The sequence below is a fragment of the Streptococcus sp. HF-100 genome (assembly GCF_015594635.1).
In the GTDB taxonomy this organism is placed as follows: Bacteria; Bacillota; Bacilli; order Lactobacillales; family Streptococcaceae; genus Streptococcus; species Streptococcus vaginalis.
The window spans coordinates 60,945-87,853 of sequence record NZ_JADNQV010000008.1 but is presented as its reverse complement, the minus strand read 5'-3'; the positions used below and the strand labels follow the sequence as shown (position 1 = coordinate 87,853).

The window sequence follows — 26,909 nt, the reverse complement described above, 5'->3', positions numbered from 1 at the left end:
TATTTGAGAGTTGCTTTAAGCTGATTCCTTGTTTTTTTAGTTCATAGATTTGCACTTTATCTTCATAACTCAATTTCATAATAAAATACCCCAAAAGTTAGATTTTTTCTGTCTAATTTTTGGGGTGCAGATCAAAGCGCATCTTGCGTTTTTTATTTTTGATTGAAAAATTCACTAAAAAGGGTTACAATATTAAGTGGAGAAATTTGTAACTGATTTACAAAGAAACGAATATATACTGGAGGAAATCATGTCGTTTTCTGATTTAAAGCTCTTTGCTCTTTCGTCTAACCAGGAACTGGCTAAACGTGTTGCTCAAGAGATTGGTATGGAGCTTGGAAAGTCAACCGTGCGTCAATTTTCTGATGGGGAGATTCAGGTAAATATCGAAGAATCTATCCGCGGAAAACATGTTTTTATCTTGCAGTCAACGAGCTCGCCCGTCAATGATAATTTGATGGAAATTTTAATCATGGTGGATGCTTTAAAGCGTGCAAGTGCTGAATCAATCAATGTTGTAATGCCTTATTATGGCTATGCTCGTCAAGACCGAAAGGCACGTGCTCGTGAGCCAATTACTTCAAAATTAGTTGCAAATATGTTGCAAGTGGCTGGTGTTGATCGTTTGCTGACAATTGATTTGCATGCGGCTCAAATTCAAGGATTTTTTGATATTCCAGTAGATCATCTTATGGGGGCTCCTCTCATTGCGGATTATTTTGAACGTCGTGGGATGACAGGTGGCGATTATGTAGTTGTTAGCCCTGACCACGGTGGTGTGACGCGCGCTCGTAAATTAGCTGAATTTTTGAAAACACCGATTGCTATTATTGATAAGCGTCGTAGTGTAGATAAGATGAATACGAGTGAAGTGATGAATATCATCGGTAAAGTAGAAGGCAAAACTTGTATTTTAATTGACGATATGATTGATACAGCTGGGACAATTTGCCATGCTGCTGATGCACTTGCTGATGCAGGTGCGGTAGAAGTTTATGCAAGCTGTACTCATCCAGTACTTTCGGGCCCTGCTATGGATAATATTCAAAAATCAGCGATTAAAAAATTGGTCGTGTTAGATACAATTTATTTGCCGGAAGAACGTTTAATTGATAAAATTGAACAAATTTCAATTGCTCATCTTTTGGCAGAGGCGATTGTACGTATCCATGAAAAACGTCCTCTTTCGCCATTATTTGAAACTTTAACGGCTCTTTAATGTAAGAACATCTAGATAGGAATCACTCTGATAGCTGGAGTGATTCTTTTGCTTCAATCAGATGATAAGTGATGAATTTTCTCAATATTATGATATTTTTGCTATGACTTAGGTTTTATAGTATAATAGTTCTATCAGATTTTGGAGGTAAAATATGGATTTGACGAAACGTTTTAACAAAAATTTAGGTAAAATTGAAGTTTCTTTGATTCGGCAATTTGATCAATCTATTTCGAGCATTCCTGGAGTTCTTCGTTTGACATTGGGAGAGCCCGATTTTACAACTCCAGATCATGTAAAAGAAGCTGCGAAAGCGGCAATTGATGCAAACGAGAGTCATTATACGGGCATGAGTGGGTTGTTAGAATTGCGTCAGGCAGCCAGTCAATTTGTAAACGAAAAATACAATCTTTCTTATGATCCTGAAACAGAAATTTTAGTGACAATTGGGGCAACCGAAGCTTTATCTGCTACGTTGACAGCTATCTTAGAAGAAGGAGACAAGGTACTTTTGCCTGCACCTGCTTATCCAGGATATGAACCAATTGTGAATCTTGTGGGAGCAGAAATTGTCGAGATTGATACCACAGAAAATGACTTTGTTTTAACACCTGAAATGCTGGAAAAGGCTATCTTGGAGCAAGGTAATCAGCTTAAAGCGGTGATTTTGAATTATCCAGCTAATCCGACAGGAGTGACTTATTCACGAGAACAAATGGCTGCGTTAGCCGATGTATTGAAAAAGTATGACGTCTTTGTTGTTTGTGATGAAGTGTATTCTGAGTTGACTTATACCGAGCAACCACATGTATCTATTGCAGAATTTTTACCAGAGCAAACGATTGTAATCAATGGTTTGTCTAAATCGCATGCGATGACAGGCTGGCGTCTAGGTTTCACCTTTGCCCCAGCTGCTTTTACGGCTCAATTGATTAAAAGTCACCAATATTTGGTGACAGCCGCAAACACGATGGCTCAATTTGCAGGAGTGGAGGCATTGACAGCGGGTAAAGACGATGCAGAGCCAATGAAAAGGGAATATATTGAGCGTCGCGATTACATTATCGAAAAAATGACAGAATTGGGCTTTAAGATTATCAAGCCAAATGGTGCATTTTATATTTTTGCTAAAATTCCAGCTGACTATAATCAAGATTCTTTTGCTTTTTTGAAGGATTTTGCACAAAAAAAAGCAGTTGCTTTCATTCCTGGTGCTGCTTTTGGTCAGTATGGGGAAGGTTATGTACGTCTTTCTTATGCGGCCAGCATGGATACGATAAAAGAAGCTATGAAGCGGCTTAAGGAATATATGGAGGAGTATGCTGAAATCCATCACAAGTAAAGGTTTGGTTCTCTATAATCGTAATTTCCGAGAAAATGATAAACTGGTCAAAATTTTCACAGAGCAAGCTGGTAAGCGAATGTTTTTCGTGAAACATGCTAGAAATTCTAAGTTGAATCCGGTTGTCCAACCATTGGTAGTGGCCGATTTTTTGATGAAAATAAATGATGACGGTTTGAGTTATATCGATGATTATCAAGAGGTTACGACTTTCCAGCATATCAATCATGATTTGTTTACAATGGCTTATGCAACTTATGTGGTAGCTCTGGCAGACGCCAGTATTCAGGATAATAAAATAGATTCGGCTCTCTTTGCTTTTTTGCAAAAAACGTTGGAATTGATGGAGCAGGGCTTGGATTATGAGGTGCTGACCAATATTTTTGAAATTCAAATTTTGTCACGTTTTGGAATTTCTTTGAATTTCCATGAATGCTGCTTTTGCCACCGAGTAGGATTGCCGTTTGATTTTTCTTTTACTTATAACGGCGTTTTATGCTCGGAACATTACAACAAAGACGAGAGACGGAGTCATTTGGATCCCAACATTCCTTACTTATTAGACCAATTTCAAGCGATTCAATATAGTGAATTGGAGACCATTTCTTTGAATCCTGAGTTAAAACGACAATTACGAAAAGTGATTGATCAAATTTATGAAGAATATGTTGGGATTCATCTAAAGCCAAAAAAATTTATTGATTCTCTGGGAGACTGGGGAGAAATTTTAAAGAATAAGGAGTCGAAATGAAAAGAATAGCGATTGATGCCATGGGTGGCGATTATGCTCCACAATCTATTGTAGAGGGAGTCAATCAAGCACTGAACGATTTTTCGGATATTGAAGTCATTCTTTATGGAGATGAAGCAAAAATCAAGCAGTATTTAACAGTAGCTGAGCGGGTTCGTATTGTTCATACAGATGAAAAAATCAATTCAGATGATGAGCCAACTAAAGCAATTCGCAAGAAGAAAAATGCTAGTATGGTGCTGGCAGCAAAGGCAGTAAAGGACGGAGAAGCAGATGCGGTACTTTCTGCTGGAAATACGGGAGCGCTTTTGGCTGCGGGATTCTTCATCGTCGGACGTATCAAGAATATTGATCGTCCAGGTTTGATGTCCACATTACCAACGACAGATGGCAAAGGCTTTGATATGTTGGATTTGGGGGCTAATGCGGAAAATACAGCTCATCATTTACATCAGTATGCTATTTTAGGGTCATTTTATGCTGAAAATGTCCGTGGAATCAAGCAACCACGCGTAGGGCTTTTAAATAATGGGACAGAAGCGAGCAAGGGTGATCCGCTTCGTAAGGAAGTGTATGATTTGTTAGTAGCGGACTCCTCGCTAAATTTTATTGGAAATGTGGAAGCGCGTGATTTAATGGATCATGTAGCAGACGTTGTGGTAGCGGACGGATTTACAGGTAATGCTGTGTTAAAATCCATGGAGGGAACAGCCATGGGAATTATGAGTCAGCTCAAGAAATCCATTTTGGACGGTGGCTGGAAAGCAAAACTAGGTGCAGTGTTGCTGAAAGACAGTCTAAAGTCTTTGAAGAGTAGTTTAAATTATTCTGATGTAGGTGGTGCTGTTTTATTTGGAGTAAAAGCACCTGTTGTGAAAACACATGGAGCGAGTGATGCAAAAGCAGTTTACAGCACGATTCGTCAAATTCGTACAATGTTGGAAACGGATGTTGTAGGAAAAGCAGTAAATGAATTTTCGGGAGGGGCAAAATGACAGAACAAGAAATTTACGAAAAAATTGTAGAGATTATTCAGGAAAGTCGTGGAAAGGAATTTCAAGTTTCTCAAACACTTAGTTTGAAAGATGATCTGCAGGCAGATTCTGTTGATTTGATGGAATTTATTCTAACTGTGGAGGATGAATTTGGTATTGAAATTTCAGACGAAGATATAGATGAGTTGAAGAATGTGAGTGATGTTGTCGCTTGCGTGCAGAAAAATTTGAAGAAAGCATAAAAACGAACTTTTTATTGACTAAATAAAGAAAATATGAGAAAACAGTTGAAACCCCAGCTGTTTTTTTGATGTTTGCGAATATTGTACGGCATTTTCTTGAAAATCCTTTTTGAATATGATAGACTTAAGTCAGAAAAACGTGAAAGGCGAATATTAAAATGACAGGTGATTTGTTATATTCGGGAAAAGCTAAAGATTTATTTTTGACAGATGATGAAAATCTTATTATTGCACATTACAAAGACCAAGCGACCATGCTTAATGGCGCTCGTAAAGAGACGATTAAAGGAAAGGGTGTTCTTAATAATCAAATCTCATCTTTCATTTTTACGAAATTGAATGAATCAGGTGTGGCAACTCACTTTGTTAAACAATTGTCAGAAACCAAACAATTGAATAAAAAAGTGGATATCATTCCACTTGAAGTTGTTTTGCGTAATGTCACTGCAGGCTCATTCTCAAAACGTTTTGGGGTAGAAGAAGGTATTGAATTAGATACTCCAATCGTTGAATTTTACTACAAAAATGATGATTTGGATGACCCATTTATCAATGATGAGCACGTAAAATTCCTTGGTATTGCAAGTGATGAAGATATTGCTTATATTAAAGCAGAAACACGTCGTATTAATGAACTTTTGAAAGATTGGTTCAGCCAAATTGGTCTTAATTTGATTGATTTCAAATTGGAATTTGGGAAGGACAAAGATGGCAAAATTATTCTTGCGGATGAATTTTCACCAGATAACTGCCGTCTTTGGGATGCTGAAGGTCATCACATGGATAAAGATGTTTTCCGTCGTGATTTAGGTAGTTTGACAGATGTTTACGAAGTTGTCCTTGAAAAACTCAAAGGGCTTAACTAAAAACTGTGATTTCTAATTAAGTAGAAAAAAGAATTCTAAAAAGGGTAAAAAATGAATAAACGAATTTTCGTTGAGAAAAAATCAAATTTTAACATTAAGGCTCAGGCGCTTGTTAAAGAACTCAAACACAATCTTCAATTAACGAGTTTGACCGATTTGCGTATTATTCAAGTGTATGATGTGTTTGGCTTGGCAGATTCGCTTTTTGAGCGTGCTGAAAAGCACATCTTCTCTGAACAGGTAACTGATACTATTTTGGCTGAAAGTGATGTGGTTGCTGAACTTGCTAACTATGCTTTCTTTGCCATCGAATCACTTCCAGGTCAATTTGATCAGCGTGCGGCTTCATCACAAGAAGCATTACTCCTTCTTGGCAGCAGTAATGATGTAACAGTTAATACGGCTCAACTTTATCTTGTTAACAAAGATATTGATACTGCTGAACTTGATGCGGTTAAGAATTATCTTCTTAATCCAGTAGATTCTCGTTTTAAAGATATTACGACAGGAATTGCACCGCAAGCATTTTCAGAGTCGGACAAAACGATTCCAAATCTTGATTTCTTCAAGACTTATACAGCAGTTGAATTTGCTAATTATAAAACTGAGCAAGGTTTGGCAATGGAAGTGGATGACCTTGTCTTCATCCAAGATTATTTCAAATCCATCGGGCGCGTGCCAACGGAAACAGAATTGAAAGTGTTGGATACTTACTGGTCAGACCATTGCCGCCACACAACTTTTGAAACTGAGCTGAAGCATATTGACTTCTCAGCGTCTAAATTCCAAAAACAATTACAGGCAACTTATGATAAATATATTGCTATGCGTGATGAACTTGGACGTTCTGAAAAGCCGCAAACGCTTATGGATATGGCAACTATTTTTGGTCGTTACGAGCGTGCCAATGGCCGTTTGGATGACATGGAAGTATCAGACGAGATCAATGCTTGTTCGGTTGAAATCGAAGTTGATGTGAACGGTGTTAAAGAACCATGGCTTTTGATGTTCAAGAATGAAACACACAATCACCCAACAGAAATTGAACCATTTGGTGGTGCCGCAACGTGTATCGGTGGTGCAATCCGCGACCCATTGTCAGGACGTTCTTATGTTTATCAAGCAATGCGTATTTCAGGTGCTGGTGATATTACAACACCGATTGCTGAGACGCGTGCCGGCAAATTGCCGCAGCAAGTGATTTCTAAGACAGCGGCACATGGTTATTCTTCATATGGGAATCAAATCGGTCTTGCCACAACTTACGTTAAAGAATACTTCCACCCAGGATTCGTCGCTAAACGTATGGAACTTGGTGCCGTTGTCGGTGCAGCTCCTAAAGGGAATGTTGTTCGTGAAAAACCAGAAGCTGGTGATGTGGTTATTCTTCTCGGTGGTAAAACAGGCCGTGACGGTGTTGGTGGAGCCACAGGTTCATCTAAGGTTCAAACCGTTGAATCTGTTGAAACGGCTGGTGCAGAAGTTCAAAAAGGGAATGCCATTGAGGAACGTAAAATTCAACGTCTTTTCCGCAATGGTAATGTGACTCGCCTCATTAAAAAATCAAACGACTTTGGTGCTGGTGGTGTATGTGTAGCTATCGGTGAGTTAGCTGACGGTCTTGAAATTGATCTGAATAAAGTACCACTTAAATACCAAGGGCTTAACGGAACTGAAATTGCCATTTCTGAATCACAAGAACGGATGGCTATTGTGGTTCGTCCGAAAGATGTTGATGCTTTTATCACTGAATGTCACAAGGAAAATATTGATGCGGTAGTGGTTGCCACAGTTACGGAAAAACCAAACCTTGTTATGACTTGGAATGGTCAAACAATCGTTGATATTGAACGTCGTTTCCTTGATACAAACGGTGTGCGCGTGGTGGTTGATGCCAATGTCGTTGACTGTCAAGTTGATCTGCCAGAACAACGCACAACATCAGCTGCGACACTTGAAGCTGACACTGTAAATGTCCTTTCAGATCTTAACCATGCTAGTCAAAAAGGTTTACAAACCATCTTTGATAGCTCTGTTGGTCGTTCAACGGTTAATCATCCGATTGGTGGTCGTTATCAAATCACGCCAACAGAAAGTTCAGTTCAAAAACTTCCTGTTCAAAACGGTGTAACAACAACAGCTTCCGTTATGGCACAAGGTTTTAACCCATATATTGCAGAATGGTCACCATATCATGGTGCAGCTTATGCTGTTATCGAAGCAACAGCGCGTTTGGTGGCAACAGGTGCGAATTGGTCTAAAGCACGCTTCTCTTATCAAGAATATTTTGAACGCATGGATAAGCAAGCTGAACGCTTTGGACAACCAGTAGCTGCTCTGCTTGGTTCGATCGAGGCACAAATCCAACTTGGTTTACCATCAATCGGTGGTAAAGATTCAATGTCTGGTACCTTTGAAGAATTGACAGTACCACCAACATTGGTTGCCTTTGGTGTGACAACAGCTGATAGTCGTAATGTTCTTTCGCCAGAATTTAAAACAGCTGGTGAATACATTTACTACATTCCAGGGCAAGCTATTTCACAAGAGATTGATTTTGACTTGATCAAAGCTAACTTTGCTAAATTTGAAGCGATTCAAAAAGCACACCATATCACATCAGCTTCAGCTGTTAAGTATGGTGGTGTGATTGAAAGTTTGGCACTTTCAGCTTTTGGTAACCATATCGGTGCTAAAGTAGAATTGACAGAGCTTGCGACTAGTTTGACAGCACAACTCGGTGGCTTTATCTTTACATCTACTGAAGAAATTGCTGAAGTTAACAAAATCGGTGAAACTACAGCTGACTTTACACTTACTATCAATGGTGTCAACCTTGCAGGCGATAAACTTTTGTCAGCCTTTGAAAGCAAACTCGAAGATGTTTACCCAACTGAATTTGAACAAAGTACTAAACTTGAAGATGTTCCAGCAGTTGCTTCAGATGCAGTGATTAAAACAAGTAAGAAAGTAGCAGAGCCACTTGTTTACATTCCAGTCTTTCCTGGTACAAATTCAGAATATGATTCAGCAAAAGCCTTTGAACAAGCTGGAGCAAAAGTGAATTTGGTTCCGTTCGTAACACTTGATGAGGCAGCCATTGAGACTTCAGTTGACACAATGGTTGACAACATCTGTAAAGCAAATATTATTTTCTTTACAGGAGGTTTCTCGGCTGCTGATGAACCAGACGGTTCGGCTAAATTCATTGTCAACATCTTGTTGAACCAAAAAGTTCGCGCAGCTATTGACAGCTTTATTGAAAAAGGTGGCCTTATCATCGGCATCTGTAATGGATTCCAAGCACTTGTGAAATCAGGACTGCTTCCATACGGTAACTTTGAAGATGCGACTGAAACAAGCCCGACACTTTTCTACAATGATGCCAACCAACATGTGGCGAAAATGGTTGAGACACGTATTGCCAATACCAATTCACCATGGCTTCTTGGTGTCAAAGTTGGTGATATTCATGCTATTCCAGTATCACATGGTGAAGGGAAATTTGTCGTGACGGAAGAGGAATTTGCAGAACTCCGTGACAACGGACAAATCTTCAGCCAATACGTGGATTTTGATGGCAAACCAAGCATGGATTCTAAATACAATCCAAACGGCTCTATTAATGCGATTGAAGGGATTACCAGCAAGAACGGTCAAATCATTGGTAAAATGGGACATTCAGAACGCTGGGAAGACGGTCTTTTCCAAAATATCCCAGGAAATAAAGACCAACACTTGTTCCGTAGCGCTGTGAAATACTTTACAGAGGAATAATCAAGCACAGCAGTTGATATGCTGTACTGAACACGGGCTAAGCAATGTATCAAAAAGAACTTAGAAAAACAGGATTTCTTCTATTTTGATTAGATGCTTAATGGCCTTTGTATCGAGGTAAAAATGACATACGAAGTGAAATCTCTTAATGAAGAATGTGGAGTTTTTGGGATTTGGGGACATCCTCAAGCTGCTCAAGTGACTTATTTTGGACTCCATAGTCTTCAACACCGCGGTCAAGAAGGTGCTGGTATCGTCACAAACGATAAGGGCAAACTTCTTCAGTACCGTAATACAGGTCTACTTTCAGAAGTATTTAAAAATCCTGCCGATTTGGAAAAATTGACCGGGTATGCTGCAATTGGACATGTTCGCTATGCGACAGCAGGCTCGGCTTCTATTAACAACATTCAGCCATTTCTTTACAATTTTACAGATGAACAGTTTGGCCTTTGTCATAATGGAAATCTGACAAATGCTTTGTCGCTGAAAAAAGAACTGGAGGACCAAGGAGCGATTTTTAATGCTTCGTCTGATACTGAAATTCTAATGCATTTGATTCGCCGTAGCCATAATCCTGAATTTATCGGTAAAGTCAAAGAAGCGTTGAACACTGTCAAAGGTGGCTTTGCTTACCTTTTGATGACAGAAGATAAGTTGATTGCTGCGCTTGACCCAAATGGTTTTCGTCCCTTGTCAATTGGGCAAATGGCAAATGGTGCTTGGGTAGTATCAAGTGAAACGTGTGCCTTTGAAGTGGTTGGTGCTAAATGGGTTCGTGATGTAAAACCAGGAGAACTTGTTATCATTGATGACAATGGCATTCAGTATGACACTTACACAAATGATACACAGCTTGCTATCTGTTCAATGGAATATATCTATTTTGCACGTCCTGACAGTGATATTTATGGTGTCAATGTTCACACGGCTCGTAAAAATATGGGGAAACGTTTGGCACAGGAATTTCAACATGAAGCTGATATTGTCGTTGGTGTACCGAATTCATCACTTTCAGCAGCAATGGGATTTGCTGAAGAATCAGGTCTCCCAAATGAAATGGGCTTGGTGAAAAATCAGTACACACAACGTACTTTCATTCAACCGACACAAGAGTTGCGTGAGCAAGGTGTTCGCATGAAGCTCTCAGCCGTATCTGGTGTTGTTAAAGGTAAGCGCGTGGTCATGGTTGATGATTCTATCGTGCGTGGAACTACATCACGCCGTATCGTTCGTTTGCTTCGTGAAGCTGGTGCGACAGAAGTTCATGTGGCAATCGGTAGTCCAGAATTGAAATACCCATGTTTCTACGGTATCGATATTCAAAATCGTCGTGAATTGATTTCAGCTAACCACACTAAAGATGAAGTTTGTGAGATTATCGGTGCTGATAGCTTGACTTACTTGTCAATTGACGGTTTGATTGAATCAATCGGTCTTGATACAGATGCGCCTAATGGTGGTTTGTGTGTGGCTTACTTTGACGGTAAGTATCCAACACCACTTTACGATTACGAAGAACCTTACCTCAAGAGCTTAGAAGAAAAAACAAGCTTCTATATTCATGAAGTTAATGAAAATAAATAGAACTGTTTAATAGCTCTGCTATTTCCCAAAAGGAGAAAAATATTATGACAAAAAATGCTTACGCTCTACGTCTTACCACTGACTAAAGGCTAAAGCATTTGTCAGTGGATGCTTTGTCCTATGGGACCAAAGCTAAAGACCTGACTAGTTTTTTCAGTCAAAATGATGGTTTGACTGAAAAAACGTCGCAATCTCCAAAATAGTTTTTTGACAAAAAAAGAGAAGGAAAATTATTATGACAAAAAATGCTTATGCTCAATCTGGTGTTGATGTTGAAGCGGGTTATGAAGTTGTTGCACGGATTAAAAAACACGTTGCGCGCACCGAACGTCTTGGCGTCATGGGCACTCTTGGCGGTTTTGGTGGGATGTTTGACTTGTCTCAGCTCGACGTGAAAGAACCTGTTTTGATTTCAGGAACTGATGGTGTGGGAACAAAACTCATGCTTGCCATCAAATATGATAAACACGATACAATCGGTCAAGACTGTGTTGCCATGTGTGTCAATGACATCATTGCAGCTGGGGCAGAGCCGCTTTACTTCCTAGATTACATTGCTACGGGTAAAAATGAACCTGCAAAACTTGAACAAGTCGTTGCAGGTGTTGCGGAAGGTTGTGTTCAATCTGGTGCAGCTCTTATCGGTGGCGAAACGGCTGAGATGCCTGGTATGTATGGTGAAGATGATTATGATTTGGCTGGTTTTGCAGTAGGTGTTGCTGAAAAATCACAAATCATTGACGGTTCAAAAGTTTCTGATGGTGATGTTCTTCTTGGGCTTGCTTCCAGTGGGATTCACTCAAACGGTTACTCACTTGTGCGTCGCGTCTTTGCTGATTATACAGGTGAAGAAGTGCTTCCAGAACTTGAAGGCAAAAAATTGAAAGAAGTGCTGCTTGAACCAACACGTATCTACGTTAAAGCGATGCTTCCACTTATCAAAGAAGAATTGGTTAACGGTATTGCTCACATCACTGGTGGTGGTTTCATTGAAAATGTCCCACGGATGTTTGCGGATGATTTAGCTGCTGAAATCGAAGAGGATAAAGTTCCGGTTCTTCCAATTTTCAAAGCTCTTGAAAAATATGGCAGCATTAAACACGAAGAAATGTTTGAAATCTTCAACATGGGTATTGGTCTCATGTTGGCAGTTAGTCCTGATAAGGTTGAGCGCGTGAAAGAATTGCTTGATGAGCCAGTTTACGAACTTGGTCGTATTGTCAAAAAAGCTGATGCAAGTGTGGTGATGAAATAATGAGCAAAAAAATTGCCATTTTTGCGAGTGGTAACGGGTCCAATTTTCAAGTCATTGCGGAGCAATTTCCGGTTGAATTTGTCTTTTCAGATCATCGAGATGCCTACGTTTTAGAGCGTGCTGAAAAACTTGGTGTGACAGCTCATGCTTTTGAACTCAAAGAGTTCGATAATAAAGCAGCTTACGAAGAGGCTATTGTTACTTTGCTTGAAAAATATGATATTGATGTGGTTTGCCTAGCTGGTTATATGAAGATTGTTGGTCCGACCTTGCTAGCGGCTTACGAAGGTCGTATCATCAACATTCACCCAGCTTATCTGCCAGAATTTCCCGGTGCTCATGGGATTGCAGATGCCTGGAATGCTGGAGTCAGCCAATCCGGTGTGACGGTTCACTGGGTGGACAATGGCGTTGACACAGGCAAAGTGATTAAACAAGTCCGTGTACCTCGTCTGGCTGATGATACTATTGACAGTTTTGAAGCTCGCATTCATGAAGCAGAGTATAAACTCTATCCAGATGTTTTGGAGAGCTTAGGAGTTAAGAAAAAGTAGTCCGTGTATTTGATAGCGTAGTTAGCTATTAGTATGCTGCCTTATAAGGAGATTATGATGATAAAAAAGATTTTGGTGTTTGTATTAACTTTTATTGTCGTTGCCTTTATAGTAAATGTACTATTTGGTAATCTTGAAAATCCGTTACGCCTTTGCTTGGCTTATTCTATCGGGCTTATTGCCAGTATTGCTATTGAGTGGTTTATATTTTACAAAAAGAAGTAGAAAGTAGGACTGAAATGACAAAACGTGCACTAATCAGTGTTTCAGACAAAGCGGGCATTGTTGAATTTGCTCAAGAATTGAAAAAACTTGGTTGGGATATTATCTCAACTGGCGGAACAAAAGTTACGCTTGATAAAGCAGGCGTTGATACTATCGCCATTGATGATGTAACGGGCTTCCCAGAAATGATGGACGGTCGTGTGAAAACACTTCATCCAAATATTCACGGCGGCCTTTTGGCTCGTCGCGACCTTGACAGCCACCTTCAAGCTGCAAAAGATAATCACATTGAATTGATTGACCTTGTTGTGGTTAATCTGTATCCGTTTAAAGAAACAATCTTGAAACCAGATGTGACTTATGCCGATGCGGTTGAAAACATTGATATCGGTGGTCCATCCATGCTTCGCTCTGCTGCTAAAAACCATGCTAGTGTTACAGTTGTCGTTGACCCAGCTGACTACGATGTTGTTTTAGATGAATTGACAGCTAATGGTGAAACAAACTTTGAAACGCGTCAACGCTTGGCAGCCAAAGTTTTCCGTCACACAGCAGCTTACGACGCTTTAATTGCGGAATATTTCACAAAACAAGTCGGAGAAACAAAACCTGAAAAACTCACCATCACTTATGATTTGCAACAACCCATGCGTTATGGTGAAAACCCTCAACAAGACGCTGATTTCTACCAAAAAGCTTTGCCAACAGACTACTCAATTGCTTCTGCTAAACAATTGAATGGTAAAGAATTGTCATTTAACAACATCCGTGACGCTGATGCTGCAATCCGCATTATCCGTGATTTCAAAGACCGTCCAACCGTTGTTGCTCTTAAACACATGAACCCGTGTGGTATCGGACAAGCTGATGATATTGAAACAGCTTGGGACTACGCTTATGAATCAGACCCAGTTTCAATCTTTGGTGGTATTGTTGTGCTGAATCGTGAAGTTGACGCCGCAACAGCTAAGAAAATGCACGCTATCTTCCTTGAAATCATCATTGCACCAAGTTATTCAGAAGAAGCCCTTGAAATTTTGACAACTAAGAAGAAAAACTTGCGTATTCTTCAATTGCCATTTGAAGCTCAAGAGGCTAGCCAAATTGAAAAAGAATACACTGGTGTTGTCGGTGGATTGTTAGTGCAAAACCAAGATGTTATCGAAGAAAATCCAGCTGATTGGAAGGTTGTAACCAAACGCCAACCAAACGACCAAGAAAAAACTGCGCTTGAATTTGCTTGGAAAGCAATCAAATACGTGAAATCTAACGGTATCATTGTGACAAATGACCACATGACACTTGGTGTTGGTCCTGGTCAAACAAACCGTGTGGCTTCAGTTCGTATCGCGCTTGACCAAGCCAAAGACCGTCTTGACGGTGCTGTTCTTGCTAGTGATGCCTTCTTCCCATTTGCGGATAACGTTGAAGAAATTGCTGCCGCAGGTGTGAAAGCCATCATCCAACCTGGTGGTTCAGTTCGTGACCAAGAATCAATCGATATGGCTGATAAATACGGTATTGCCATGGTATTTACAGGCGTACGGCATTTTAGACATTGAAAATAGTATAAAAACCTTGGATTGATTTTCCAAGGTTTTTAAAGTTGTTCAGAGGGACTTATTTTGGATAAATGTAACTAACTGCTCCTTGTCCAGCTGCATGGGGATTGAACCAGCCGCGGAAGTTGCCAATATATTGTTTTCCAGCGTAGTTGGCCTCTTGAATCTGAATGCGTGTGTTTGAGGCAACGTGAGTAACAACTCCAACGTGACCATAACCACCGTCTGTCCAACAAATAATAGCCCCTACTTGCGGAGTTGTACCGGTTTTAAAACCAGCTCGTCTGGCACTAGCAGCCCAGTCGCCACCGTTGCCCCAATAATTGCCAGCCCAAGGCGCAAGAGCTTTGGCGCCCCAAGTGCATTGACCTTTTGGATAAGTCGTTGCTGCGGCATAATTTGGTTGGAAAGAGATAGCAGGCTTCTCTACTTGATAGCTCGTACCTGTTAGTCCAATCATTTGACCGTTGAGATTGCGGTAGACATGTGTATGGAAAAGCCCGCTGCCAGTGTGTTTTTGCGTATCAATTGTGAATTTGTAAATTCCATTTCCAGCTTTAGTAGCAGTGTACCACTGAATATCGTCTTGTCCATTGACTTCAGACCAAGTCGGTAGGCTGATCTTGCCATCGCCGTAAGCATCTGTCACCGTCACTTCATAAAGATAAGTTGAGCGTTTAGCGACAGATACTTTGGTTTTAATTTTTTCTGCGGACATAGCAACCGAATCCGTTGCGTAACTATGCTCGCTACCGTCTTTATATTTCACATAAATATGATTGGTGTATGTTCCGGACAAAACTTGATGATTTCGAATATCAAAGGTTGCCGTAAAGGTTCCGTCACCGTTATTAGTGGCTGTATACCACTTGATATTGCTTTGATTGCTTGTGCTCCAAATAGGGACTCGAACGGATTGAATCGGTTTGGACTTTGAAGTTTCACTAACTTTGACGGTATAAGTCCCTTGTTCTTGATTGATATTTTCAACAGAGAAGAATGGTTTTTGCTCTTCTTCAGAAGGCAATTTATCAGCATCAACTTGTGCTGTGATTCCTGCTAGACCAGTGAATTCAGGCTTGACATAGCTTTCCCCATATAAATGAATATGATAAGCACCAGTATCATAATTGTGTTTTTTGAGTTCAATTCTCACGCTGTAGCTGCCATCAGGATTTTTAGTAGCGGTGTACCACTGAATATCGTCTTGTCCGTTGCGGTCAGACCAAGCCGGAACAGTTAGTTTGTAGATTGTTTCAGGAACATTTTTGATCTGAATATCCATGATACCAGGCTCAGGAAAGCTAGTCTGAATAGTAGGATTTGGTTTTTCAAGGTTAAAAGTGGTGCCATTTAATCCAATCATCTTTCCGTTTTTACTTTCATAAGTATGAACATGGTAAACACCGTAGCCTTTATGATTGGATAAGTCAATTTCTGTTGTGTCTTGCCCTGCTGTATACCACTTGATGTCATCTTGTCCTTTTTCGTCAGACCAAACAGCGTGTAAAATATTGGCATTTGTTTGATCTTTGTTCCGAGTAAAGGATATTTGAGCAGTCTTTCCTAAAACGGTTGTAGAAACCGTGCCGCTAGCTGGTTTTTCCACTTTGAAAGTCGTTCCATTTAACCCAACCATTTTTCCATTGATATTGATATAGGTGTGGACGTGAAAGGTTCCATAACCAGTGTGCTGACGCAAATCAACAGCTGTAGTTGGTGTTTGGGGTGCGGAATACCACTTAATGTCATCTTGCCCATTTTCATCAGACCAAACAGCATGGTAAATGGTGTAAGGAACTTGCGTTTGTGAACGTGTGTAGTTAATAGAAGCTGTATTTCCAGAAACATTTACAGTAATATCGCTAGCAAGAGTTGCCGGATTTGAGCTTTTTTGAGTACTATTTGCTTCCGAGGCTTGAGCTGTTAGTTGAGCTGAAAAAACGCTCAACATAGCGCTGGATAGTAAAAATAATTGATTGTATTTTTTCATAAATCTCCTTTGAATAAATAATTTGGATAGTTCCATTTAGATTATTCGGGAAAAGATGAGAAAAATGGTAAGTTGGATTGAAAAATTAGAAAATGATAGCGAGATTTCATTGTTATCGAAATATTTCACGATAAACAAAGGCATAAACGAACATTTGTGGTATAATTGATATAAATAATTCGCAAAGAGGGTAATCATGAAACTTTTGGTTGTTGGCTCAGGTGGACGCGAGCATGCTATTGCCAAGAAATTGTTAGAATCTCCGCAGGTGGAGCAAGTCTTTGTGGCTCCCGGAAATGACGGGATGACGCTTGATGGGCTGGATTTGGTCAATATCGGAATTTCCGAACATTCCAAGCTAATTGACTTTGCCAAAGAAAATGGCATTGCTTGGACTTTCATTGGTCCAGATGACGCTTTAGCTGCAGGTATCGTTGATGATTTTGAAGCCGCCGGTCTCAAGGCTTTTGGACCGACTCGGCTAGCTGCTGAGCTGGAATGGTCCAAGGATTTTGCCAAGTCTATCATGAAAAAATACGGTGTGCCGACAGCACGCTACGAAACTTTTTCAGACTTTGAAAAAGCTAAATCCTATATCGAAAATCAAGGTACTCCCATTGTGGTCAAAGCAGATGGTCTGGCGCTAGGAAAAGGTGTGGTCGTGGCCGAAACTGTGGAGCAAGCAGTAGATGCAGCGCACGAAATGTTGCTGGACAATAAATTCGGCGATTCTGGTGCGCGTGTAGTTATTGAAGAATTTCTTGAAGGAGAAGAGTTTTCTCTTTTTGCCTTTGTTAATGGTGATAAGTTTTACATCATGCCAACAGCTCAGGACCACAAACGTGCTTATGACGGTGACAAGGGCCCTAATACAGGCGGTATGGGCGCTTATGCACCGGTACCACAGCTGTCGCAAGCGATAGTTACTCAGTCGGTTGACACTATTGTCCAGCCGGTACTGAAAGGTATGATAGCAGAAGGGCGACCTTATGTCGGTGTTCTTTATGCTGGTTTGATTCTGACTGCGGACGGTCCCAAGGTCATTGAGTTCAATGCTCGCTTTGGTGATCCAGAGACGCAGGTCATTCTGCCGCGCCTAACCTCTGATTTTGCGCAAAACATCGCGGACATTTTGGAGGGCAAGGAGCCAGATATGACCTGGGCGGACAGCGGTGTGACATTGGGCGTTGTAGTGGCTTCTGAAGGTTATCCACTTGACTACGAAAAAGGTGTGGTTCTGCCAGAAAAGACCGACGGTGATATCATCACCTACTATGCAGGCGCTAAGTTTGGTGAAAATGGCAAAGCACTGCTGTCCAATGGCGGCCGAGTCTATATGTTAGTCACCACAGCCGACAGCGTTCAGGCTGCGCAGGAAAAAATTTACACCCAACTCGACAAACAAGACACGACTGGACTGTTCTACAGAACTGATATTGGGAGCAAGGCTCTTGAAAAATAAAAAATGTATACTAGTTAGTGCCTGTTTGCTTGGAGAAAATTGCAAGTACAATGGAGGCAATAATTATAATCAAGCTGTTATTGACTTTGTTGCGGATAAAGATGTCTTAGCAGTGTGCCCGGAAGTTGCGGGCGGCTTACCAGTTCCAAGAGAGCCAGTAGAGATTTTAAAAGGGCGGCCATGTGATGTCAATGGGAATTTTTATGATAAAGAATTTCAAGTAGGAATTGATCACACATTGTCTAGTTTAGCTGAAAAAAACATTGACTTGGCTATTCTTCAGTCCCGAAGTCCCTCTTGTGGTGTCAACCAGATTTACGATGGTCATTTTTCTGGTCGAAAAATAGAGGGCAGTGGTCTTTTTGTGCAAGCATTAAAGAAACGAGGCTACAGAGTTATTGATGCTGAAGATATAATTACATAAAGTATAGCGCTAGCTCAAGCGACCAAAGGTCGTTATGAAACTATGTCTGTTATCACTGTGGTATTTTGGGAAAGTTTGTAGCTCAAAGGTCTACAAACCTAGTCAAGAAGATTTTTTAGATGGAATGTTAGCTTTTCCTCGGCTTTTAAGAAAAGATGAGAAGGAAAGCGTAGCATCACATGAAAGAAAGTTCACGACGCCTCTACAGCCTAAGGCAGGCTTGAAAAAGGAGAAATTATGCAACCAATTATTTCTATTATCATGGGTTCTAAATCCGACTGGGAAACAATGAAAAAAGCAGCCCAAGTTCTTGAGGACTTCGGTGTTGTTTATGAAAAAAAGGTGGTCTCTGCCCACCGAACACCAGACCTTATGTTTCGATATGCTGAGGAAGTACGCGCACGTGGGATCAAGGTTATTATTGCAGGTGCTGGTGGTGCAGCGCACTTGCCGGGAATGGTGGCAGCTAAAACAACGTTGCCTGTTATCGGTGTGCCTGTCAAATCTCGTGCTTTGAGCGGAGTGGACTCGCTCTATTCTATCGTGCAGATGCCTGGCGGTGTGCCTGTGGCAACGATGGCTATCGGCGAAGCAGGTGCGACCAATGCAGCGCTCTTTGCTTTGCGCTTGCTGTCTGTTGAAGATGCCAAAATTGCTCAAGCACTGGCTGACTTTGCAGAAAAACAAGGAAAGATTGCTGAGGAGTCTAGCAATGAACTCAACTAAAACGATCGGAATTATCGGTGGTGGTCAATTAGGACAAATGATGGCGATTGCTGCAATTTATCGAGGTCACAAGGTCATTACGCTAGATCCAGCTGCTAATTGTCCAGCTGCTCGTGTCAGTGGGGTCATCGTTGCGCCTTATGATGATGTGGCGGCTCTTCGTCAATTGGCTGAGCGCTGTGATGTCCTGACTTATGAATTTGAAAATGTGGATGCAAACAGTCTGGATGCGGTCGCGGATTTGGCAGATTTGCCACAAGGAACGAGGCTGCTACGTATCTCTCAAAACCGAGTACACGAGAAAGAATTTCTCTCAAGCACTGGCGTAGATTTGGCTCCTTATCGCGTCATTCGCTCGTCTGCAGACTTGGAAAATTATGATTTCTCTGTCAAGCGTGTACTAAAGACAGCAACGGGTGGCTACGACGGTCATGGTCAAGTCGTCATTAGAGACGAGGAGAGTTTAGCAACAGCGCGTGATTTGGCAGACAAGACTCTTTGCGTACTGGAGGATTTTGTCCCTTTTACCATGGAAATATCGGTCATTGTGTCTGGAAATGGCACGGATTTGACCCTTTTCCCTATTCAGGAAAATATCCACCGCAACAATATCCTTTCTAAGACCATCGTTCCAGCCCGCATTTCTGAGGAGTTGGCAGAAAAAGCTGTGCAAATGGCAAGAAAAATTGCCACAGAAGTCCAACTTTCTGGTACACTATGTATAGAGATGTTTGTGGCTGGCAACCAGATTTTGGTCAATGAAATCGCACCGCGCCCGCATAATTCAGGGCATTATTCTATCGAAGCCTGTGATTTCTCACAGTTTGATACTCATATCTTGGGTATTTTGGGTCAGCCCCTGCCAGAAGTGACCCTTCATGCCCCAGCTGTCATGCTCAATGTCCTTGGCCAGCACATGGAAAAAGCTGCGCAGTACGTCGCAGAATACCCTAGCGCCCACCTTCATCTCTACGGCAAGGGAGAAGCCAAACACAACCGCAAAATGGGGCATGTGACCTTGTTTAGTGATACGCCGGATAGTGTGGAAGAGTTTGGGGAGTAAGACAGGACCCTAATTACAAGGTTCGTTGTCTTACCCCTGCAAGGTTGACTAGGTTTGTCGTAGCTGATAAAGTCAGCAAGAGAAGCCAGTCAACTACTGCTGGAAGGGATTGATTTTTAGGTGAAAATAGCAATTCTAGGACTTGGAGTGATCGGGACCACTTATGCCTATGCTTTTCAAAAAGCGGGTCATCAAGTAGAACATGTATTGAGAGACAGTAAGAAAAACACTGCTCCGAAGGAGTTGTCGGTTGATCTGCTAGATGGTCGCTATCATTCCAAAGGTGAGAACAAACACGATACCTATAAGGTTCGCGTGGCAGAAGCCGATTCGGAATATGATTTTATTTTTCTGAGTGTGCGTCATGGGCTTGTCAAAGAAGCCGTGGAAACCTTGCGAAAAAATCATATCAAAGGCACCCTCGTTTTCTTCTGTAATTTTTGGGATACTCGAAAAGAGGTAGAGGAGTGGGCAGGAGATTACAACTATATTCTAGCCTTTCCGACAGCGGGTGGTCATATGCAGGAGAATCATTTAGATGGTGTCTTGTTCGACCATTTAATGCTAGAAGGTGAGCAAAAAGCTCAGATTTCTAACTATGCTGAATTGACGGCCTTACTAGCTTCTGCAGATTTGAAGTGGGAAGTTCCTCATGATATGGTCGAGTGGATTTGGATTCACATGGCGATCAACGCAGGTGTCACTTCGACAGCTGCACGTTCGGGGAATCTGGAAAATCCAGAACAACTGGCTTTGAATTTGATGAATAGTTCTTCAGAATTATCATTGGCCATCAAGGCCATTCGAGAGGCTTTGAAAGTCGTAGAAGCGCGTGGTGTAAATTTGAGGCTTTACAAAGCTGAGCTCTTACCATACAAAATTCCTTCATGGATTGCTGGAAAAGCCATGAAAGTCATGTTTGCGAAGAATGAGCTGACCCGAAAAATCATGACCTTACACAATGATAAACAAGACATCTTTTATTGTTGTCAAAGTGTTTATCAGACTGGTCAGAAGTTAGGTGTTGAGATGCCTATTCTAGAAGCCAATATAAAGGGGATTTCGCTGTAGGAGGTTTTATGATTCAAATCATTGTTAATGCATTTGTAGAAGATAGTAAGGAAAATGCTGTTGTGGAAGTTGTTTTTGCAAGTGCTGATCACGACAAAGTTCAAGAAAAGTACCAAGAACTTATAGCTCAATTTCCTGACAACTATCTCGTAATCTACGACTTACCACTGGATACCAACTTGAATGAACTTGGACACTATCCGTCTGTGGCGATAGGGAAAGAGGAGTTTGGAGTGTAAGACAGGTTCTCGACGACTGTTGGTGTAGTTTTAATTTATAGAAAATCAAGGGAGATAAGTTAAATGATTTATCCAAAGCATATTTTATGTATAACGTGTGAAAAATGCTATGAGTTAGGTATTCAAATGGGAGTATATCCTGCTACTTTCCAATTTGAATGTAAAGACTGCAAAACACCGATTAGTGGTGAGGTAAAATTTGAACCTTTTGAACTAATTTTAAAAAACGCTACAGAGCTAAATGAAGAAGCTCCTAACTATCAAAAATATACAAAATTACCTATTTGGCGTTTAGATGTTTCCTCAGAATTTCCAACAAATAAACTATATTTAAAAGAGACTGTCATAGATGGAATATTGTCCTCACCATTCCTCAACCAAGCAATGCGTTTGGATAAATTGAAAAGAGACTCGGAGTATGGTGGTGTGACAGAGATTTCTAAAGCAATGAAGTTTGCAGACTTTGTTACGGAAGGAAAATTTAACAATATTCTTCGTTTGTTCAATTTGTTTTGGAATAAACAAGAAAAATATTTGTATCGTGATTTAAAGAAATTATTAGATGAAAATAAGCATTTAACCCCGTTTAGAGAAGTAAAGAATGTTAGTGATGCGACGATGGTCTTACACCAGATGTTTTTGACAACCTCAGGAATCAGTAATATTCTTGGAAATGGTACATTAGCAGAATACACCTCTTTAGCTAAAAAAATATATTCTTCTGAGGAACATAGAGATGAAATTATTAGGTATATAGATCATATCGAGAGCGATTTTGATACGGTTGAGCGTAAAGCTTTTGAAATACTTGAAATGTTTTCAAGTATTTACTCTATCATGATTCCCGTAGTTACTTTGCTAAATTCTAATGGATATAATCGCTTAGATCAAGCTAGGAGTGGGGTGTCTGCAGCGAACTATAAAAAGTTAAATGATTTTTATGCTTCAAGTTATGAATGGATTCTCGATAATATCAACCTTGTTATTGCATTGAATAACATTTTTGAAAGAAATGGTTATGATAATTGTTGTAATGGACTAAGTTATCACAATAATCTAGAGAGCATACCAAGTAAATTTAATAAAGTTAATCAGTACAATCCAGGACAAGCTTATCTTGATGTTTCAGAGCCATTTAGCAAACCCGTAAATAATTTAAATAATAAAATCAGGAATGCAATCCAACACTTCAGCTCCCAAGTTGATTATGATAATCAAAAAATTATTTTTGAAGACCGCCATCAAGGAAGGGTTCGACAAGAAGAATATTCTATTGTAGATTTTATTAAAATATGTTTAGCCAACTTTTCTTTGATAATTTATATTTTGGAAATTATTTACACATTTCGAAAGTTGAAATTTATAAATGATGGCATTACACCAAGTATTTATTGGATAAAGAACGAAGAAATTTCTAAAGTAATGTCAGATGATAAAGTGAAGGATAATTTCCAAAGGAAATTAAAAAATAGAATAAATAAAAAAAGAAGAAAATAGTAAAGTTAACTTAAAGGAGAAAACAAAAAATGATCAACCGTTACTCTCGCCCCGAAATGGCGAACATTTGGACTGAGGAAAATAAGTACAAGGCTTGGCTGGAGGTTGAGATTCTGGCTGATGAGGCTTGGGCTGAGCTGGGTGAGATTCCTAAGGAAGATGTGGCCAAAATCCGTGCTAATGCGGACTTTGATATTGACCGCATTTTGGAAATTGAGCAGGAGACTCGCCACGATGTGGTAGCCTTTACTCGTGCAGTGTCTGAAACGCTTGGTGAAGAGCGCAAGTGGGTTCACTATGGCTTGACGTCTACTGATGTGGTGGACACAGCTTATGGTTATCTTTACAAACAGGCTAATGCCATCATTCGTAAGGATTTGGATAATTTCCTCAATATCATCGCTGATAAGGCCAAAGAACACAAGTTCACCATCATGATGGGGCGCACACACGGTGTCCATGCGGAGCCAACAACTTTTGGTCTTAAGCTGGCGACTTGGTACAGTGAAATGAAGCGTAATATTGAGCGTTTTGAACATGCTGCTGCTGGTGTGGAAGCTGGGAAAATCTCTGGTGCTGTTGGGAACTTTGCCAACATTCCGCCATTTGTAGAGCAATACGTCTGCGACAAGCTCGGTATTCGTGCCCAAGAAATTTCAACTCAAGTCTTACCGCGTGACCTGCACGCCGAGTATTTTGCAGTACTTGCTAGCATTGCCACATCAATCGAGCGCATGGCGACTGAAATCCGCGGTCTGCAAAAATCCGAGCAGCGTGAAGTAGAAGAATTCTTTGCCAAGGGACAAAAAGGTAGCTCTGCTATGCCTCACAAACGCAACCCAATCGGTTCTGAAAACATGACCGGTCTGGCGCGTGTCATTCGCGGACACATGGTGACAGCCTATGAAAATGTGTCCCTCTGGCACGAACGTGACATTTCCCACTCATCAGCGGAGCGTATCATCACACCTGATACGACTATTCTGATTGATTACATGCTCAATCGCTTTGGCAATATCGTTAAGAATCTGACTGTTTTCCCTGAAAATATGCGCCGCAATATGAACTCAACTTTTGGTCTTATTTACAGTCAGCGCGTTATGCTGAGTCTGATTGAAAAAGGCATGACACGTGAAGAGGCTTATGACTTGGTACAGCCAAAGACGGCTTATTCTTGGGATAATCAAACAGATTTTCGCCCGCTACTAGAAGCTGATGAAGCTGTGACCTCTCGTTTAACACCAGAGGAAATTGACGATATTTTTGACCCAGTTTACTACACTAAGCGTGTGGATGATATTTTCCACCGTATAGGTTTGGATTAAAACAAACTAAAAAATCCAGTGAAATCAAGCCTGATTTTACTGGATTTTTGTTCTCTCACCAAGCAAAAGCATTGGTTGGGGTTTCTAAGGCTTTTAGCCAGAAACTGTTGGAAACACGACAGAGGGTAACAGAAAGTCCTGCCATATCTAGGCTTGTGATGAGGTGACCTGTTTTGACAAAGGGTAGTTTCAAGCCTTCTATATCTAACAATTGAAGAATGTCATCTGTGAAAACGAGTTCTTCCAATTTTGAAGTGCCGCCTAAGTTATTGATGAGGAGAATAAATTCTTGCCCTTCTTGCCACTTGAATTTCATTTTGATTTTGTTGACGAGCTCCACAGCAAGTAGCTCGGAAGATTCAAACGGAACCATTCGATAACCAGGTTCGCCATGGATTCCAATTCCGTAGGAAATTTGACCTTGGGGCAAATCAAAGATAGGCAACTGCTTGCTTGGCAAGGTGGCAGATTTTGTAGCTACTCCTAGTGTCGCAATGGAGGTGGACAGAGAAAGAGCGAGTTTTTCCAACTCATCCAGACTGGCTCCTTCTTTGGCAGCTTGCCCGAGAATTTTATGTAAAAGAATTGTTCCTGCAACTCCACGGTGACGGATTTGGAAGTTGCTTTTTTCGACTGAAATATCATCATGGGAAATGATGTATTTGACTGGAATTCCTTCCTTGCGTGCTTGATAAATGGCTTGGGAAAATTCTTTAATATCAGCATCGAAGTTTTTAATAATGACAAAAACGCCCTTGCCTTGATGCAGAAAACGAATGGTTTCTAAAATATGCTCCGCACAAGGTGGCACAAAAATGGGGCCACTAATAGCAGCGGTTAACATACCATCGCCCACATAGCCAAAATGAGCTGGTTCATGACCGCTGCCGCCACCCGAAATAATGGGCACGACAGAAGAATCGTGCTGATTATGATAAATAACGGGAAGTTGTTTCAGCTGTGAAAGGTGAGGATACATGCGGGTGATTGCATTGATGTTTTGCTGAATGCTTGAATGAATTGAATTGATAATGTGAACCATATACTTGCCTTAATTTTCTATAGCTGTTTTGATTAGTTGTGTTAAAAGTTGCGCCTGTTGCTGGTAATCTTGCTCAGATAAATCCAGCAGATGTTTGATAGCATTCGCAAGCGCTTGGCTGTGATAATGAATGAAAAAATGATACTCCATTTCAGAATGGAAAGGGCGGGAATGATATTCTCTGACGAGTTTGGCTACAAGTTGTTGACAGTAGGTTTGAAAATAAGAAGAAAAGTCATTTTGGTCAACGATGTCAAATAATTGTGCATAAAAACTCTTATTGACGCTAAAATAGTGCAGCAATTCTTGCAGCAGCTGATAGCCAGAGATATATTCCAGATTATCTGTGACTTGCTCTCGCAACTCCGTCTGAAAAATCCATTCTAATAATTCGTACTTATCCAGAAAATGATTGTAAAAAGTTTGCCTGCGAATACCGGCATCTTCCATAATTTGCCGAACAGAGATTTTTTCAAAAGCTTGTTCGGTCAGTAATTTTTTAAAGGATTTGGCAATCCTTTTTTTCGTGATTAAGGATAATGTCATTTTTACTCCTTAGTCTTTTCTGTTCTATCCTTAGTTTATCATGAATGATGCAATAGGAAAACTAAAAAGAGGGACATATTCCTAATTTTGTCCGTTCCAAAAAAGAGCAAAGAATTTTACAATAAAAATAAGAAAAATAAAGCAAAGGAGAAACTCATGAAAAAAATTATCAATCAACCAACGGCTGTTGTGGACGAAATGTTGGACGGTTTGGCTTATATCCACAATGATTTGGTGCATCGTGTAGAAGGCTTTGACATCATTGCCCGAAATAGCGAAAAATCTGGCAAGGTAGCGATTATCTCAGGTGGCGGGAGCGGTCATGAGCCTGCTCATGCTGGCTTTGTGGGCGACGGTATGTTGTCAGCTGCGATTTGCGGAGCAGTCTTTACTTCCCCAACTCCTGACCAAGTCTTGCAGGCAATCAAAGAAGCAGACGAAGGCGCAGGTGTGTTCATGGTTATCAAAAATTATTCTGGCGACATCATGAACTTTGAAATGGCACAGGATATGGCAGAAATGGAAGGAATCGAGGTGGCAAGTGTTGTTGTCGATGACGATATTGCTGTTGAGGACAGCCTTTACACGCAAGGCCGCCGTGGAGTTGCTGGTACCATTTTGGTTCATAAGATTTTGGGAAATGCTGCGCGTGCTGGAAAATCATTGAGTGAAATCAAGGCCTTGGCTGACGAATTGGTTCCTCAGATTCATACGGTTGGGCTGGCTCTCAGTGGAGCAACCGTTCCTGAAGTCGGAAAACCCGGCTTTGTGCTTGCTGATGATGAAATTGAATTTGGAATCGGCATTCATGGAGAGCCCGGCTATCGCAAAGAAAAAATGCAGCCGTCTAAAGACTTGGCACAAGAATTAGCGGCAAAATTGAAAGACTCTTTTGAACTCAAGGCAGGAGATAAAATCGGAATCCTTATCAATGGTATGGGTGCAACACCGCTCATGGAACAATACGTATTTGCCAACGATGTGGCTGGAATCCTTGCAGCAGCAGGTCTGGAAGTTGTTTACAAGAAATTAGGAAACTACATGACATCTATAGACATGGCAGGCATTTCTTTGACTTTTATCAAGCTAGAGCACAAAGAATGGGTAGACGCATTAAATAGTCCTGTTACAACAATTGCTTGGTAG

General features: G+C 40.7%; 24 protein-coding genes and 1 pseudogene. 21 read left to right on the top strand and 4 right to left on the bottom strand.

Going from position 1 to position 26,909, the window contains the following annotated elements; genetic code table 11:
- Positions 1–79: pseudogene (locus IYQ23_RS08230) on the bottom strand (transposase); the annotation flags it as partial.
- Between the two features lie 171 nt (positions 80–250).
- Between IYQ23_RS08230 and IYQ23_RS08225 the strand changes: the two are divergent.
- The 12 genes from IYQ23_RS08225 to purH all read left to right on the top strand — a co-directional run bounded on the left by IYQ23_RS08225 (position 251) and on the right by purH (position 14,375).
- On the top strand, positions 251–1,219 hold the full coding sequence (locus tag IYQ23_RS08225) for a ribose-phosphate diphosphokinase (RefSeq protein WP_003037009.1): 969 nt from the start codon (positions 251–253) through the stop codon (positions 1,217–1,219).
- Between the two features lie 154 nt (positions 1,220–1,373).
- Positions 1,374–2,561 carry a pyridoxal phosphate-dependent aminotransferase gene (locus IYQ23_RS08220; protein WP_195674623.1) on the top strand — a complete coding sequence of 396 codons (1,188 nt, stop codon included), beginning with the start codon at positions 1,374–1,376 and terminating at the stop codon, positions 2,559–2,561.
- The gene (gene recO / locus IYQ23_RS08215; RefSeq protein WP_021001142.1) at positions 2,539–3,312 is read left to right on the top strand and encodes a DNA repair protein RecO; all 774 of its coding nucleotides are present in this window, start codon (positions 2,539–2,541) and stop codon (positions 3,310–3,312) included. Before IYQ23_RS08220 ends, recO begins: the two co-directional genes overlap by 23 nt.
- Positions 3,309–4,307: a phosphate acyltransferase PlsX gene (gene plsX, locus IYQ23_RS08210; protein WP_195674622.1), complete on the top strand. Its 999-nt coding sequence runs from the start codon at positions 3,309–3,311 to the stop codon at positions 4,305–4,307. The genes recO and plsX overlap by 4 nt, the downstream gene beginning before the upstream one ends.
- Positions 4,304–4,549, top strand: a complete 246-nt coding sequence (locus tag IYQ23_RS08205) for an acyl carrier protein (RefSeq protein ID WP_003036910.1) — start codon at positions 4,304–4,306, stop codon at positions 4,547–4,549. Before plsX ends, IYQ23_RS08205 begins: the two co-directional genes overlap by 4 nt.
- A 158-nt stretch (positions 4,550–4,707) precedes the next feature.
- Complete coding sequence (gene purC / locus IYQ23_RS08200) at positions 4,708–5,415, top strand: phosphoribosylaminoimidazolesuccinocarboxamide synthase (RefSeq protein ID WP_195674621.1); 708 nt, start codon at positions 4,708–4,710, stop codon at positions 5,413–5,415.
- A gap of 51 nt (positions 5,416–5,466) precedes the next feature.
- Positions 5,467–9,192 carry a phosphoribosylformylglycinamidine synthase gene (locus tag IYQ23_RS08195; RefSeq protein ID WP_195674620.1) on the top strand — a complete coding sequence of 1,242 codons (3,726 nt, stop codon included), beginning with the start codon at positions 5,467–5,469 and terminating at the stop codon, positions 9,190–9,192.
- Between the two features lie 123 nt (positions 9,193–9,315).
- Complete coding sequence (purF, locus tag IYQ23_RS08190) at positions 9,316–10,779, top strand: amidophosphoribosyltransferase (RefSeq protein ID WP_195674619.1); 1,464 nt, start codon at positions 9,316–9,318, stop codon at positions 10,777–10,779.
- 232 nt (positions 10,780–11,011) lie between these two features.
- The gene (gene purM / locus IYQ23_RS08185; protein WP_195674624.1) at positions 11,012–12,034 is read left to right on the top strand and encodes a phosphoribosylformylglycinamidine cyclo-ligase; all 1,023 of its coding nucleotides are present in this window, start codon (positions 11,012–11,014) and stop codon (positions 12,032–12,034) included.
- Positions 12,034–12,588: a phosphoribosylglycinamide formyltransferase gene (gene purN / locus IYQ23_RS08180; RefSeq protein WP_195674618.1), complete on the top strand. Its 555-nt coding sequence runs from the start codon at positions 12,034–12,036 to the stop codon at positions 12,586–12,588. The genes purM and purN overlap by 1 nt, the downstream gene beginning before the upstream one ends.
- A gap of 57 nt (positions 12,589–12,645) precedes the next feature.
- On the top strand, positions 12,646–12,813 hold the full coding sequence (locus tag IYQ23_RS08175; RefSeq protein WP_003036929.1) for a hypothetical protein: 168 nt from the start codon (positions 12,646–12,648) through the stop codon (positions 12,811–12,813).
- A gap of 14 nt (positions 12,814–12,827) precedes the next feature.
- Complete coding sequence (purH, locus tag IYQ23_RS08170) at positions 12,828–14,375, top strand: bifunctional phosphoribosylaminoimidazolecarboxamide formyltransferase/IMP cyclohydrolase (protein ID WP_195674617.1); 1,548 nt, start codon at positions 12,828–12,830, stop codon at positions 14,373–14,375.
- A gap of 58 nt (positions 14,376–14,433) precedes the next feature.
- Here purH and IYQ23_RS08165 read toward each other — a convergent pair whose 3' ends face one another.
- Positions 14,434–16,368 carry a GBS Bsp-like repeat-containing protein gene (locus IYQ23_RS08165; RefSeq protein WP_195674616.1) on the bottom strand — a complete coding sequence of 645 codons (1,935 nt, stop codon included), beginning with the start codon at positions 16,366–16,368 and terminating at the stop codon, positions 14,434–14,436.
- Positions 16,369–16,564: 196 nt separating this feature from the next.
- Between IYQ23_RS08165 and purD the strand changes: the two genes are divergently transcribed.
- From purD to purB, 8 genes are all read left to right on the top strand, one after another.
- Positions 16,565–17,830 carry a phosphoribosylamine--glycine ligase gene (gene purD / locus IYQ23_RS08160; RefSeq protein ID WP_195674615.1) on the top strand — a complete coding sequence of 422 codons (1,266 nt, stop codon included), beginning with the start codon at positions 16,565–16,567 and terminating at the stop codon, positions 17,828–17,830.
- Positions 17,820–18,254: a DUF523 domain-containing protein gene (locus IYQ23_RS08155; RefSeq protein WP_195674614.1), complete on the top strand. Its 435-nt coding sequence runs from the start codon at positions 17,820–17,822 to the stop codon at positions 18,252–18,254. Before purD ends, IYQ23_RS08155 begins: the two co-directional genes overlap by 11 nt.
- Before the next feature lie 237 nt (positions 18,255–18,491).
- Positions 18,492–18,980, top strand: coding sequence for a 5-(carboxyamino)imidazole ribonucleotide mutase (gene purE, locus IYQ23_RS08150; protein WP_195674613.1), 489 nt, complete (start codon positions 18,492–18,494; stop codon positions 18,978–18,980).
- Positions 18,967–20,043 (top strand): 5-(carboxyamino)imidazole ribonucleotide synthase, encoded by a 1,077-nt coding sequence (purK, locus tag IYQ23_RS08145; protein ID WP_195674612.1) that lies wholly within the window; start codon positions 18,967–18,969, stop codon positions 20,041–20,043. Before purE ends, purK begins: the two co-directional genes overlap by 14 nt.
- Positions 20,044–20,163: 120 nt before the next feature.
- Positions 20,164–21,114: a ketopantoate reductase family protein gene (locus IYQ23_RS08140; protein WP_195674611.1), complete on the top strand. Its 951-nt coding sequence runs from the start codon at positions 20,164–20,166 to the stop codon at positions 21,112–21,114.
- An 8-nt stretch (positions 21,115–21,122) separates the two neighbouring features.
- Positions 21,123–21,353, top strand: coding sequence for a phosphoribosylaminoimidazole carboxylase (locus IYQ23_RS08135; protein WP_195674610.1), 231 nt, complete (start codon positions 21,123–21,125; stop codon positions 21,351–21,353).
- Between the two features lie 63 nt (positions 21,354–21,416).
- On the top strand, positions 21,417–22,850 hold the full coding sequence (locus IYQ23_RS08130) for a hypothetical protein (RefSeq protein ID WP_195674609.1): 1,434 nt from the start codon (positions 21,417–21,419) through the stop codon (positions 22,848–22,850).
- A gap of 29 nt (positions 22,851–22,879) precedes the next feature.
- The gene (gene purB, locus IYQ23_RS08125) at positions 22,880–24,175 is read left to right on the top strand and encodes an adenylosuccinate lyase (RefSeq protein WP_195674608.1); all 1,296 of its coding nucleotides are present in this window, start codon (positions 22,880–22,882) and stop codon (positions 24,173–24,175) included.
- A 55-nt stretch (positions 24,176–24,230) separates the two neighbouring features.
- Here the strand turns inward: purB and dhaQ are convergent, their stop codons facing one another.
- Positions 24,231–25,217 carry a DhaKLM operon coactivator DhaQ gene (gene dhaQ / locus IYQ23_RS08120; protein WP_195674607.1) on the bottom strand — a complete coding sequence of 329 codons (987 nt, stop codon included), beginning with the start codon at positions 25,215–25,217 and terminating at the stop codon, positions 24,231–24,233.
- Between the two features lie 9 nt (positions 25,218–25,226).
- A complete protein-coding gene (gene dhaS, locus IYQ23_RS08115) occupies positions 25,227–25,763 on the bottom strand; it encodes a dihydroxyacetone kinase transcriptional activator DhaS (RefSeq protein WP_151380425.1) in 537 nt (178 codons plus the stop codon).
- Between the two features lie 156 nt (positions 25,764–25,919).
- Between dhaS and dhaK the strand changes: the two genes are divergently transcribed.
- Positions 25,920–26,909, top strand: coding sequence for a dihydroxyacetone kinase subunit DhaK (dhaK, locus tag IYQ23_RS08110; protein WP_195674606.1), 990 nt, complete (start codon positions 25,920–25,922; stop codon positions 26,907–26,909).